7 protein-coding genes are annotated in these 12,582 nt (G+C 69.6%); 2 read left to right on the forward strand and 5 right to left on the reverse strand.

What is annotated here, in order from left to right; all coding sequences use genetic code 11:
- The 3 genes from sdhB to GF068_RS22770 are packed head-to-tail and all read right to left on the reverse strand — an operon-like array spanning nucleotide 1 to nucleotide 3,628.
- Nucleotides 1-789, reverse strand: coding sequence for a succinate dehydrogenase iron-sulfur subunit (gene sdhB / locus GF068_RS22760; RefSeq protein WP_153821536.1), 789 nt, complete (start codon nucleotides 787-789; stop codon nucleotides 1-3).
- Between the two features lie 2 nt (nucleotides 790-791).
- Nucleotides 792-2,831, reverse strand: coding sequence for a succinate dehydrogenase flavoprotein subunit (gene sdhA / locus GF068_RS22765; protein ID WP_153821537.1), 2,040 nt, complete (start codon nucleotides 2,829-2,831; stop codon nucleotides 792-794).
- Between the two features lie 11 nt (nucleotides 2,832-2,842).
- On the reverse strand, nucleotides 2,843-3,628 hold the full coding sequence (locus GF068_RS22770) for a succinate dehydrogenase/fumarate reductase transmembrane subunit (protein WP_338046517.1): 786 nt from the start codon (nucleotides 3,626-3,628) through the stop codon (nucleotides 2,843-2,845).
- A 67-nt stretch (nucleotides 3,629-3,695) separates the two neighbouring features.
- On the opposite strand from GF068_RS22770, the gene GF068_RS22775 reads away from it, so the two are divergent.
- Nucleotides 3,696-5,477, forward strand: coding sequence for a hypothetical protein (locus GF068_RS22775; RefSeq protein WP_153821538.1), 1,782 nt, complete (start codon nucleotides 3,696-3,698; stop codon nucleotides 5,475-5,477).
- A 10-nt stretch (nucleotides 5,478-5,487) separates the two neighbouring features.
- Here the strand turns inward: GF068_RS22775 and GF068_RS22780 are convergent, their stop codons facing one another.
- On the reverse strand, nucleotides 5,488-6,522 hold the full coding sequence (locus GF068_RS22780; RefSeq protein WP_153821539.1) for a hypothetical protein: 1,035 nt from the start codon (nucleotides 6,520-6,522) through the stop codon (nucleotides 5,488-5,490).
- A gap of 135 nt (nucleotides 6,523-6,657) precedes the next feature.
- Nucleotides 6,658-11,160, reverse strand: a complete 4,503-nt coding sequence (locus GF068_RS47110) for an nSTAND1 domain-containing NTPase (RefSeq protein WP_338046518.1) — start codon at nucleotides 11,158-11,160, stop codon at nucleotides 6,658-6,660.
- A gap of 87 nt (nucleotides 11,161-11,247) precedes the next feature.
- On the opposite strand from GF068_RS47110, the gene GF068_RS22790 reads away from it, so the two are divergent.
- Nucleotides 11,248-12,567, forward strand: coding sequence for a sigma 54-interacting transcriptional regulator (locus GF068_RS22790; RefSeq protein ID WP_170319620.1), 1,320 nt, complete (start codon nucleotides 11,248-11,250; stop codon nucleotides 12,565-12,567).
- Nucleotides 12,568-12,582 lie beyond the last annotated feature (15 nt).

The following is a 12,582-nucleotide window of genomic DNA, read 5'->3' on the forward strand; positions in this document are numbered from 1 at the left end:
CTACTTCAACAACCAGCCGAACAGCAGCCGCTTCGTCGCGTCCCGCGACACCTGCGCGATCGAATCGACGAGCGGGATCTCCTTCGGACAAACCTCCACGCAGTTCTGCGACTTGCCGCAGTCCTGCACGCCGCCCTCGCCCATGACCGTCTCGAGCCGCGCGTTTTTGTGCAGCGCCCCCGACGGGTGCATGTTGAAGAGCCGCACCAGGTTCAGCGCGAACGGCCCGACGAACTGCGTCGAATCGTTGTACTGCGGGCAAGCCTCGACGCAGCACCCGCACGTCATGCAGCGCGACAGCGGGTAACGCTCCTGCTGCGCCTCGGGTGACTCGCGTGGACCCGGGCCGAGCTCGTGCGTCCCGTCGATGTCGATCCAGGCCTTCACCTTCTTCATGTCGTGGAACATGCGCTCGCGATCGACGATGAGGTCCCGCACGAGCGGGAACTTCGTCATCGGCTCGACCGTGATCACCTCGCCGTTCGGCGCGATCTGGTCCACGAGCGCCGAGCACGCCTGACGCACGCGGCCGTTGATGATCATCGTGCAGGCGCCGCAGACCTCTTCGAGGCACGACGACTCCCACACCACGGGCGCGACGTCCTTGCCGTCGACCGTGCGTGGCTCCTTCTGCACCTGCTGCAGCGCGCTGATCACGTTCATCTGCGGCAGGTAGGGGACCTTGAACTCCTCGTACCGCTTCGTCTCCGGGAGATCCGGCCCGTCCTGGCGCTTGACGCGCAGATGCACGAGACGCCCGGTGCCCTTCGTCGTGTCGCTGTTCGCCATGGTCAAACGCTCTTCTGCTGCTCGGCGGCAGCCGGCTGTTGCGTGATCTTCCCGGTCGCGGCCGCGCTCGCCGCGCCGGCCTGCTCGTACTTGCGTTCACGCGGCGCGACGAGGCTCGCGTCGACCGCGTCCGTCACGTGGACCGGCTGCCCGGCGCACGTGTAGTCGAACTCCCGGACGAACTTCACCGCGCCCTTCTGCTCGTGCTTCGCGAGCGTCGTGCGCATCCAGTCGGCGTCGTTGCGCTTCGGGAACGCGGGCTTGTAGTGCGCGCCGCGCGACTCGTCGCGGTTCTTCGCGCCCTCGGCGATCACGCGCGCGAGGACGAGCATGTTCTCGAGGTGCCGGACGAACTGCGCGCCCTGGTTCGCGCGCAGCGAGCCGTCGGGGCAGGCGACCTTCTTCACGCGCTCGTCGAGCTCGCCGATCTTCGTGATCACCCCGTCGAGCGTCGCGTTGTCGCGCTCGATCGTGACGTCGCGCAGCATCATGTCGCCGAGCTCCTGGTGGAGCTTGTAGGGGTTCTCGGCGCTCTTCGCGTCCTGGTTCTGCTTCAGGATGCGCTCGTAGTCCTCCTGGCAGCGCTTCTCGGCCTTCTCGAAGATCGATTTCGGCAGGTCGAACGCGCTCTTCGCGAGGCTCTTCTGGTAACTCGCGACCGAGGGGCCCGTGACCATGCCGCCGTAGATGCACGAGAGCAGCGAGTTCGCGCCGAGCCGGTTCGCCCCGTGGTACTGGTAGTCGACCTCGCCCACCGCGTAGAGCCCGGGGATGTTCGTCGCGTGGTTGCGCGGCGAGCCGGCCTTGATCGATCCGCGCGCGTCCCTCTCGAAGTCGACCCACAGGCCGCCCATCGAGTAGTGCACGGAGGGGAAGACCTTCATCGGGTTGTGGTAGGGGTCGGTCCCGGCGAACTTCTCGTAGATCTCGAGGATACCCGCGAGCTTCGCGCGCAGGAACTTCTCGTCCTTGTGCGTGAGGTCGAGGTAGACCTCGTTCTCGTTCTTGCCCGTCTTCGGGTTGAAGACGCCGCGCTTCTCGTGGAAACACGTCTTGAAGATGGCGCGGGAGGCGATGTCGCGGGGCACGAGGTTGCCGTAGCCCGGGTACATGCGCTCGAGGATGTAGTCGCGCTCCCGCTCGGGGATCTCCTTCGGGTTGCGCTGATCCTTCGGGTCCTTCGGCACCCACACGCGGCCGCCCTCGCCGCGCGCGCTCTCCGAGATGAGGCGGAGTTTGTCCGCTCCCGGGATCGCCGTCGGGTGCACCTGGATGAACTCGCCGTTCGCGTAGACCGCGCCCTGCTGGTAGACCGTCGCGGCCGCCGTGCCCGTGCAGATCACGCTCATCGTGGAGCGGCCGAAGACGATGCCGTTGCCCCCCGTGGCGAGCACGACGGCGTCGCCCTGGAAGTACTTGATCTGCATCGTCTTGAGGTCCTGCGCGACGCAGCCGACGCAGGTGCCGCTGTCGTCGAGCACCGCGTGCAGGAAGTCCCAGAACTCGAACTTGCGGACCATCTTCTCGCCCGGGATGGCCACGCCGTGCTCGTCGACGACGTCCTGGATCTCGTAGCGGCGCACCTGCTCGTCGAGGGCGTAGAGGAGCTGCTGGCCCGTCGTCGCGCCCGCGAACGCGGTGCGGTGGAAGAGCGTGCCGCCGAAGCGGCGGAAGTCGAGCAGGCCCTCGGGCGTGCGGTTGAAGGGCACGCCCATGCGGTCGAGCATGAACACGATGCCCGGCGCCGCCTCGGCCATGCCCTTCACGGGCGGCTGGTTCGCCAGGAAGTCGCCGCCGTAGGCCGTCTCTTCGAGGTGGATCTGCGGGCTGTCGCCCTCGCCCTTGGTGTTGACGGAGGCGTTGATGCCGCCCTGCGCGCACACCGAGTGCGAGCGCTTCACCGGGACGAGCGAGATGAGGTCCACCGGGACCTTCGCCTCGCAGAGCTTGATCACCGTCATGAGGCCCGCGAGGCCTCCGCCGACGACGACCACCCTTCGGACCTTGCTCCCCTCGCCCCGGTTCGTGCTTTTCGCAGCCATGGCTCAGTACCTCACTCGATGACCGGCCCGACGGAGACGGGCTTCTGCGTTTGCTGGAGGATGTCGGCGCACGTGCGCGCGCCCGACGTTTCCTTCCTGCCGAAAATCATGTCCTGCACGCTCTGGCCCGTGGCGAAGTAGATCGCCGTGTTCGCGCCGAGCAAGAAGATCGCCACGCCGAGCACGCCGAAGACGGCCGCCGCCATCTGCTGCGAGCGGCGCGACACCGTCACGCCCCACGAGAAGCAGAAGCCCCAGAGCCCGTTCGCGAAGTGGAAGACACACGCCGCGATGCCGAGCACGTAGAGCAAACCCACGACCGGGATGCCCTTCACCGTGGCCGACATGTTCTGGCAGAGCGCGGGGTAGAACTGCTCGGGCGCCATCTTGCCCACGAGCTTCTTGCCCCAGTACTCGTAGAGGTGGAACGCGATGAACGCGAAGGCCATGAGGCCTGTCACGCGCTGGAGCGTGAAGGCCCAGTTGCGCGTGGTCTTGTACTTCGAGACGTTGTACTTCGCGTCGAGCGCGAGCTTGACCCCGTAACCCGCGTGGAAAAGCAGGGGCAGGAGGATCAGCCCCCACTCGAGCACCGGCAGGTACGGCGTGTGGGTGATCTCCGAGACGGCCTTGTCGAAGGGCTCCTGTCCCTGGAGCGCCTTGGCGTTCGTCCACAGGTGGAACACCATGAAGGCGCCGACGGGCGCGACGCCCGTGAGCGAGTGCAACTTGCGCAGGAGAAACGCGCGGCGGTTCTGCGCGAAGAGGGATTGATCGGCCAGCGCTGCTTCGGACACGAATGCTCCTCGTCGTCTTGCGGGCGACCGGCGATGTATGAAACTCTGGCCAGGACGTCAAGGTAAGGTGGCGCGATCTTCAGGCAATTCGCTCGGCCGCTCGATCCGGGCTCTCGCAGCGTTCGCCGTCGCGCTGGCGTGCGCCTCCGCGTGTGATGGATCGCGTACCATCGTCGTCGCCCCCACCGTGCCGCTCTCGTCGTCGATCGAGGCGCAGACCGAGCTGCGGGGCATCGAGGCCTCGTTCGCGCAGTCGAGCCGAGCCGAGCGCCTCGCCCTCGAAAAACGCCTGCTCGCCTTCCAGAAGCGCTTCCCCGAGGACGCGCTCGGCCCCGTGGCCGACGTGATGCTCGCCTGGATCGCGCTCGAGCGAGGCGACCTCGGCCGCGCCACGGAGCTCGCGTCCCGCGCCGAGAAGCAGACGGACCTCCTCGGCACGACCGCGGAGCTCGCCCGCATGATCCAGGGCGCCGCGCTGCGTCGATCGGGCAAGGCCGAGGCCGCGCTGGGCAAGCTCTTGCCGCTGCTCGGCAAGCTCCTCGACCCGCACGCCCGGACGTTCTTGAACGAGGAGACGACCGCGAGCGCGATCGGCGCCAAGCACCACGGCCAGGCGATCGAGCTGATGCTGGTGTGGCTGCACGAGGCCTCGTTCGAGGAGCGGTCCGAGGTGCGCGCGAAGCTCGCCGAGCTCGTCGCGAGCATCCCGCCGGACGCGCTCACGCCGATCCTCGAGGAGCGCCGCAAGAAGTACCCCGAGCCGCAGAGCGAGGAGCTCGAGGTGCAGAAGGCGCTCGTCGCGCGGCTCTCGGACGCGGCGATCTCGGCGCACGATCAGAAGCTCGCGGGCAGGCTGCTCGGGTCGGCGATGCCGCTGCTCGGGACGGGCGCCGACGAGATCGCCGAGCTCGCGCAGGGCGCGGGTGGCGCGCGCGTCGAGGCGCCCACGCTCGGCCTGGTGCTGCCGACGCGTAGCCTCGAGGCGCGGCGGCGGGGCACGCAGGTCGTGAGCGGCGTGATGTTCGGCCTGGGGCTGCCGGGGTCGAAGGCGCGGCTCGTGACGCGGGACGATCTCGGCCGGGACACGGGCATCGAGGACGCGCTCGAGGGCCTCGGCGCGGACGGGGCGGCGATCGTGATCGCGGGCGTCGACCGGGAGGAGGCGACGATCGCGGCGAAGTTCGCGGCGCGCGAGTCGATCCCGGTGTTGCTCTTGCATCCGCCCGCGCCCGACGTGGCCGACTCGCCGTTCGTGTTCGTGATCGGCGAGGAGCCCGAGCGGGTGCGCAAGGCGCTCGTGGGTGTGCTGCCGTCGAAGGGACAAACGGTGTGGATCGGCGACAAGGGCAGCGTGGACATGGCGCAGGAGGAGGCGTTCGAGTGCACGCGCCTGCCGCCGTCGTGGCGCGGCATCGGGGGCGCGGCGGTCTACGGGAGCTGCGTATCGGACGTGCTGCTCGCGACGGCGGGGACGAGCGTGAAGGTGGCGGTGGGGCTCGACCTCGGCGGGGTGAGCTTGCCGCAGGGCACGCTGGCGGCGACGGCGGGGGCGTATCCGATCGACCCGAAGGCGCCGTCGCCATCGTCGATCGCGGAGTGGATGCGCCTGCACCCGGACCCGCCGAGCCTGTGGGCGGGGCTCGGTCGTGACGCAGCGGTGCTCGCGTGGGTGGGCGTGGAGGGATTGCCCACGCAGGGGACGCGTGACCCGAAAGAGGTGAAGAGTCGGCGGGAGCAGGCGGCGGCGGCGCTGGCGGCGGCGACGCGGGAATTGTGGACGACGGAGGCGAAAGGGTTTGGCGGGGAACGGAGGATGCCGCGGGGGATTTTGGTGCGGGAGGTGAGGTGAGAGCGTCTGCTCAAAAGCAGGCGCCGTAGCCGATGAAGCACGAGCCCCAGCCGGCCTGTACCATGGCGTTCGCCTCCTGTTGCGAGCAAGCTGCGTAGGACTGTGTGATCCCGTTGCCGCCACCACAGGAGATACAGTAATAGTAAATGGCGCCGCAGTCATACGGGCATGAGCTGCACGTCTCACCCCGGTGGGTTTCACAGCTCCAGTTGCCGCACACCGGGCCGCAGGCGCCGCAATCCAGCGAGCAGGTCGAGCAGGTCTCGTCGTTGTCGCAGGTGCCATTGCCGCACCAGGTGCACGCTCCACAGTCCTGGGAGCAGGTCGAGCAGGTCTCGTTGTTGTCGCAGGCGCCGTTGCCGCAGCAGCTCCCGCAATCGCCGGGGCAGCTCGAGCAGGTCTCGCCGGTATCGCAGACCTTGTTCCAACAACCGATGTTTCCCGACGCGTAGAGGTGCCGCGCGTATTGCATCGCGGGGCCGACGCCATTCACGGTCTGCCAGGGGGAATAAGTCGTCACGGCTCCATAGGCATCCGTGAACGTGCCCCCGAAGTTGCCGGCCCGGTAGCTCGCGACGAAGTGGTTCCACTTGCCAATGCAAGTCTTGCTATAGGGGAAATAGTTCGTCTGCCAGATCCGACAATACGCGTTGAGATCCACGGTCTGGCCGCTGCTCGAATGGTGCGCGAAGCAGATCCGGTTGCCTTGCAGGTTCGGCTGATCATGGAGAATGAGGAGCAGCGGGCTGTCGTAACACGAGATGGTCCCGAGCGCCTGCGCCGCCTCGCCCACGTTCTCCTCGTCGCCTTGCGCCTCGACGTCCGGAGCGGGCATCGCCGGGTACATGACCTCGGCCAAGGTGAGCTCGCGGGTGTACACCTTCTCCGACCCGTCCTCCTGGAACACGACGACGGTCTCGGTGAAGACCTCGCCCTCCGCCGCGCCCTCGACCGGATCGGCGACCTCCGCCGCGCAGCCGAAAAATCCCGCCGAGCACAGAACCAAAGCCGTCGCTTGCTTGAACAAGGCACATCCCTCCGTCACGTTTGGCCCCTCCAAGAGCAGCGTTCGTGCCCAGCTCGAAATGTGGAGATTCGCGGGCTCTCCCGCCTTCCGGCGGCGCACGCCCGCGGGCCGCACGCGGGCGGTCCCACCGACGTCACACGCGAGGGACACGCCTCAGGGACGCGCCGCGTGGGCCTGCTCGACGCGCCGCTGGCAGCTCTCCAGATCGGCCCGCGCCATGGCCTCGGAGACGTTCAGGATCTCGATCCGGCGCTCGACCGGCATGCAATACGTGGTCGCCGACCAGAGCTTCGGATCCGACGTCCCGGCGAGCGGCTCGAGGTCGGTCCACAACCACGCGGTCCCGTCCTCCGCCGCGGCGACGACGCTCTTGCCATCCGCGCGGAACGACGCACGATTGTAGCCTTTTTCCGCCCCGCGCAAAACCACCGGCTCGCCCGTCCCGTCCACATTCCAGATGCGGACCGTCTTGTCTTGCGAGGCCGTGACGATGCGCCCGCCATCAGGACTGAACTCCGCCCAGTTTACCCAATGCCGGTGACCCCGAAGGGCGAAGAGCTCCACGCCGTCCTCGACACGAAAGACGCGCGCCGTATTGTCCCACGAGGCCGTGACGATGCGCTCGCCGTCGGGGCTCCACACCGCCGAGCCAACCGTGTCCTCGTGCCCGCGGAGCACGAGCGGCGGCGCGCGGCCCTCGACGCTCCAGATACGCGCGGTCCTGTCGGCCGACGCCGTCACGAGACGCTCCCCGTCGGGGCTCCACGATACGCACCAGACCGTATCCTCGTGATCTCGGAACACGAAGGGCGCGGATTCGCCCTCGGCATTCCATATCCGCGCCGTCCTGTCCGCCGAAGCCGTGGCGATTCGCTTGCCGTCGGGGCTCCACACCACCGACCAGACCGTGTCCTCGTGCCCACGAAAGACACGCGAGGGCGCCCCGCCGTCGGCGCTCCAGAAACGCGCGGTCCTGTCGTCCGACGCGGTGGCGATGCGTTTGCCGTCGGGGCTCCACACCGCCGACCAGACCGCATCGTCGTGACCCCGCAGGACGAAAAGCGCCTCCTCGCCGCGCTCGCTCCAGATGCGCGCGGTCCTGTCCGCCGACGCGGTAAGGATTCGCTGCCCGTCGGGCCGAAACAAGGCGGATGACACGGTATCCTCGTGGCCACGAAGAACCACGGGTCGATGTGCCCCGCCATGGGCCCGGTACATCCGCGCCGTCTTGTCCTTCGACGCCGTGACCACACGCTGCCCGTCGGGGCTCCATTCCGCGGACCAGACCGAATCGCCGTGCCCGCGGAGCACCAGCGGCTCGCCCTTGCCGTCCGCCCTCCATACCCGCGCCGTGAAATCCTGCGAGGTCGTGACGACGTATTCGCCGCCGGGATCGAAGCTCGCGGACCAGAGCCAGTTGTCGTGACCGCGGAGTACCAGCGGGTCGCCCTTTCCGTCCGCCCGCCATATTCGCGCGGTCTTGTCCCTCGAGGCCGAGACGATGCGCTGGCCGTCGGCGCTCCACGCCGCCGAGCTCACGACGTCCTCGTGTCCACGAAAAACGAGCGATTCGCGCGTCGCATCGAGCTCGTGCACACGAATCGTCCTGTCCCTCGACGCGGTCACGACGCGCCGGCCGTCGGGGCTCCACCCCGCCGAAAGGACCCCGGCCTCGTGGCCACGCAAGACGAGGATCTCTTTTCCACTCTCGGCGCTCCATACCCGCGCCGTCCCATCCTCCGACGCCGTGACGATCCGCCCGCCTTCCGGGCTCCACGCCGCCGACCAGACCCGGTCCTCATGCCCTCGAAGGGCCATGGTTTGTCCGGTCCCATCCGCATTCCATACCCGCGCCGTCCTGTCCTCCGACGCGGTGACGATGCGTCTCCCCTCGGGGCTCCACGCCGCCCACCAGACCCGGCCTTCGTGACCGCGGAGAGGGATGGTTTGTCCAGTCCCATTTGCATTCCATACCCGGACGATCCGGTCGTCCGACGTCGTGACGATACGCGCGCCGTCGGGGCTCCACGCCGCGCGCGTCAGCGGCTCCGGATGCGTGAGCACCACCTCCGCCGCGCCGGCTTCGAGCGCCCAGCGCGATAGCTCCGCCCAGCCCCGCGGCGCGTCGGGCGGCTCGATTTCACGAAGGAGCGCGAGCACCGTCGTCGGATCCCCCGAGAGCTCGCGCGCCGCGGCCATTCGTGTCGCATTGCGCGCCTGCCGAGCCTCCGCTTGCGCCCGAACGGCCTCACGATCCGCGCGGATCGCCAGATACGACACGACGACCGCGATCGTCGCGAGCGCAGCGAACGCCCCCGCCCCGATACGAAGACGCAGCCGCCGCGCCCGATCCGCGTAATCGACGACGGCGCCGAGGTACCGCGCCTCGCCTCGCGCGAGCTCCCCCGAAAACCTCGCCTGAAATCGCTGCGCATCCGTCGCCGCCTGCCCGCGCCAGAGCAGATCGTCCGACGCGCCGCTCGCCTGCCATTCCCGCGCCGCGTGCCGCAACCGCGATAAAAATGCCGCGTCCTCCCCGTTTTCGTCGAGCCACCGCGCGAGCGAGGGCCAGCCGCCGATCAGCGACTCGTGCACGATCTCGACCCGCGCGTCCGCCTTCCCGCCGCCCTCGACCGAGAGCAGCCGCGCCTCGATCAAGCGCCCGAGCCCCCGCTCCATCTCCGCGGGCGCGCCGAGCTCGCCGAGCTCGCCGAGCGTCGCGAGCGCCCGCGTGCGCTCGGGCGTGACGAGCCGGAGCAGCGCCGCGCGCGCGAGCTTGCGCTCCTCGGGGGACATGGCCGCGAGCACCGCCTCCGCGTGGCCCGAGAGCGCCCCGGTCACGCCGCCCATGCGACGATGACTCTCCTCCGTCAAGATGCGCCGCTCCCGATCCCGCGTCTCCCACAGCCGCGCCGCGGTGAACGAGAGCAATGGCAGCGCCCCGGTCGTGTGCTCCAGCGTGTCGAGCATCTCCTCGACGAGCGCGGGGCTCTCGAATGCGTGGTCGACCGCCTCCAGCGGACGCACGAGCGCCTCCCGCAACCCCTCTCGGTCCATCGGCGCGAGCAGCATGATTCCACGGCTGAATGCGCCGAGCAGCCCGCGCGCCTCGGCCACCCGGTCGAGGAAATCGCTCCGGATCGCGACGATCACCCGCAAGGGCGACCCCGCGTCGTCGGCCACGCCCGCGAGGCACGAGAAAAACGCGAGGCGCTCCTCGGCGCTCGCCAGCGTGAAGAGCTCTTCGAGCTGGTCCACGAAGAGCACGATACGTTTTTGCTTCCGCCGAGCGCGCATCCGTAATCGTGTCCCGACGAGCCCGGGCTCCCGCGCGAGCCTCGTGACGAGCCCCTCGCGATCCTCGGCGAGCGGCGCCTCCCGCGGGGCCACCGCTGCCTGCGCGTCGTGGCTCGACGTGTCCGGGGCCCGCGAAAGCAGGAGCTCGGCGAGCGCGCAAAGCGGCCTCGGACCCGGGCGGATCGTGAAGGCCTCCACGGCGTCGCCCGAGCGCCCGAGCGCGGGGATCACGCCCGCGCGCACGAAGGACGATTTCCCCGCTCCCGACGGCCCCACGACGGCGATGAGCGGCTCCTCGGCGAGCCTCCCGACGACCTCCGCGATCGCGCGGGAACGACCAAAAAACCGGGAGGCATCGCTCTGCTGAAATGCGGACAGGCCCGCGTACGGGTTCTGCGCTTCGCCCGCTCGCGCCCGCCCCGACGTGGGCAGGAGCGCTTCGAGCTCGTCGAGCAACACGCGGGCGCTCTCCAGCCGATCTTCCTTTTGCTCGATGAGGCAACGGTCGATGATCGAGCCGAGCTTGCCGAGGTCGGGCCGCAGCTCGCGCAGGCTGGGCATCGGCGGGCGGCGCTCGCCGGAAGGGGCGTTCGCCAGGGGGTTTTCCCCGAGCACGAGCTCGGCCAGGAGGACACCTACGGCCCAGATATCGGTCCGGTGATCGACGGGCGAACCCTCCCATTGCTCGGGCGACATGTACGACGTGGTCCCGATCCGCGCGCCCTCCGCGGTCAGGGCCGGATCGTCGTCGTCCGGATCGTTCGCCCCGTGCGTCGTCGTCTCCGGCGCGCCCACGCGCTTCGCGATCCCGAAATCGAGCACCTTCACCACGCCCGCACGGGTGAGCAGAATGTTCGCCGGCTTCAAATCGCGGTGAACGATGCCTCGCTCGTGCGCGAAGACGAGCGCGCGCGCGACCGGGATCACGAGCTCGACGGCGCGGCTCGGGGAGAGCCCTCGGCGCCCGTGGTCCTCGGCGAGCAGGACGTCGAGCGTCTCGCCCTCCAGGTATTCGAGGACGAGGTACGGCTTTCCGAAATGCTCGCCGAGCTCGTGGATGACCACGATGTTCTCGTGCGAAAGTTCCGCCGTGGCGCGCGCCTCGACCAGGAATCGCTCGGCGCGCGCGCCCGTGTGCTCGGTGATCAGCTTCAGGGCGACCCGGCGGCCGAGCGACCGGTCCCGGGCGAGGAAAACCGTCCCCATGCCGCCCCGGCCGAGCGGCCGAATGATCTCGTAATGCCGGAGGATCGATCCCGGTCCGATCGACGCCTCACGCGTGGGGCGCGGGTGGGGCGCCGTACCGTCCACGGTGGCCACGGTCGCCGCGGGATCCCGGGGGCCGAACTCCTTCGTCACGCGCTCGACTCTACACGGGATTGCGGGCCGCCCCCTCGCTTGTTAGCATCGGCTGCCCCGGGCCGCCGGCCCAGCGAGACGCCGCGCATGAGCACCACCGAGGAGAAAGCCCCTGTCGTCCGGCGGGGTCCGGCGCGGGCCCCGCGGCTTCGCCTGGTGTATTCGGGCGACGTGCTCGTCCCGCCTTCGACGTTCGTGGTCTCGCACGGCGAGACGCCCATCGGGCGTGATGTCCCCGCGGGTGTTCGGCTCGCGCAGGACGGCCGCGCCTCGCGCCTGCACGCGACCTTGCACCGCGGCGCGCTCGGCATGCTGCGGATCGTCGACGAAAAAAGCCGCAATGGCACCTACGTCAATGGGCGGCGCGTCGAGGAGGCCTCCCTCGCGGACGGCGATGTCCTCTCGGTCGGCGATTCTCATTTCGTCGTCCGACTCGAGCCGGAGGACCTCGGCGACGCGCCCGTGCCGGCCCTCGTCGGCACCGCGCCGTGCATGCGCGCGCTCCGCAGGGCCATCCACGAGGTCGCGCCCACGCGGGCGACGGTCTCGATCCTCGGCGAGAGCGGGTGCGGCAAGGAGGTCGTCGCGCGCGCGCTCCACGACCTCGGCCGCCCCCAGGGGCCGTTTGTCGCGGTCAATTGCAGCGCCATCCCGGAGACCCTGGCCGAGAGCCAGCTCTTCGGCCACGTCGCCGGCGCCTTCACCGGGGCCGTGGCCCGCCCCGGGCTCTTCCGCGCGGCGCACGGAGGCACGCTTTTCCTCGACGAGATCGGCGACCTGCCGCCCGCCCTTCAACCCAAGCTCCTCCGCGCGATCGAAGACCACGCCGTTCTCCCCGTCGGCGCCACGAGCCCGATTGCGTGTGACGTGCGAATCGTCGCCGCCACGAACCGAGACCTCCGGGCCGCGGTCGAAGGCGGGGCCTTCCGAGGCGACCTCTTCGCGCGGATCTCCACCTTCCTGCTGGAAATCCCCCCCTTGCGCGCGCGCCGCGAGGACATCCTCGAGCTCCTCCTCCACGCGCTCGGCGCGCCTCGCCGGCGCCTCTCGTCCGCGCTCGCGGAGGCCTTGCTCCTGCACCCGTGGCCCTTCAATGTCCGGGAGGTCCTCGCGCTCGCCGCGCAGCTCCGCATTCGCGGCGGCAGTGCGGACGTGCTCGACCTCGACCTCGTCGAAGGTCGTCTCACGCCCGCGCCGGCCGCGACGGGCGACACGGACGAGGACGACGAGCGCGAGGAAGCCGCCGCCGAGAAGGAGCCGCCGCCGGGCCGCGTGGAGCTCGAGGCGCTGCTTCAGAAGCACCGGGGCGTCGTCGCGGACGTGGCCCGCGTGATGCGCCGGTCGCGCAAGCAGGTGTATCGGTGGATCACGGAGCACGGGGTCGACGTGCGGCGCTTTCGGGGGTGAGTCGTCTCGGCGAAA

Source organism: Polyangium spumosum, assembly GCF_009649845.1.
In the GTDB taxonomy this organism is placed as follows: Bacteria; Myxococcota_A; Polyangia; order Polyangiales; family Polyangiaceae; genus Polyangium; species Polyangium spumosum.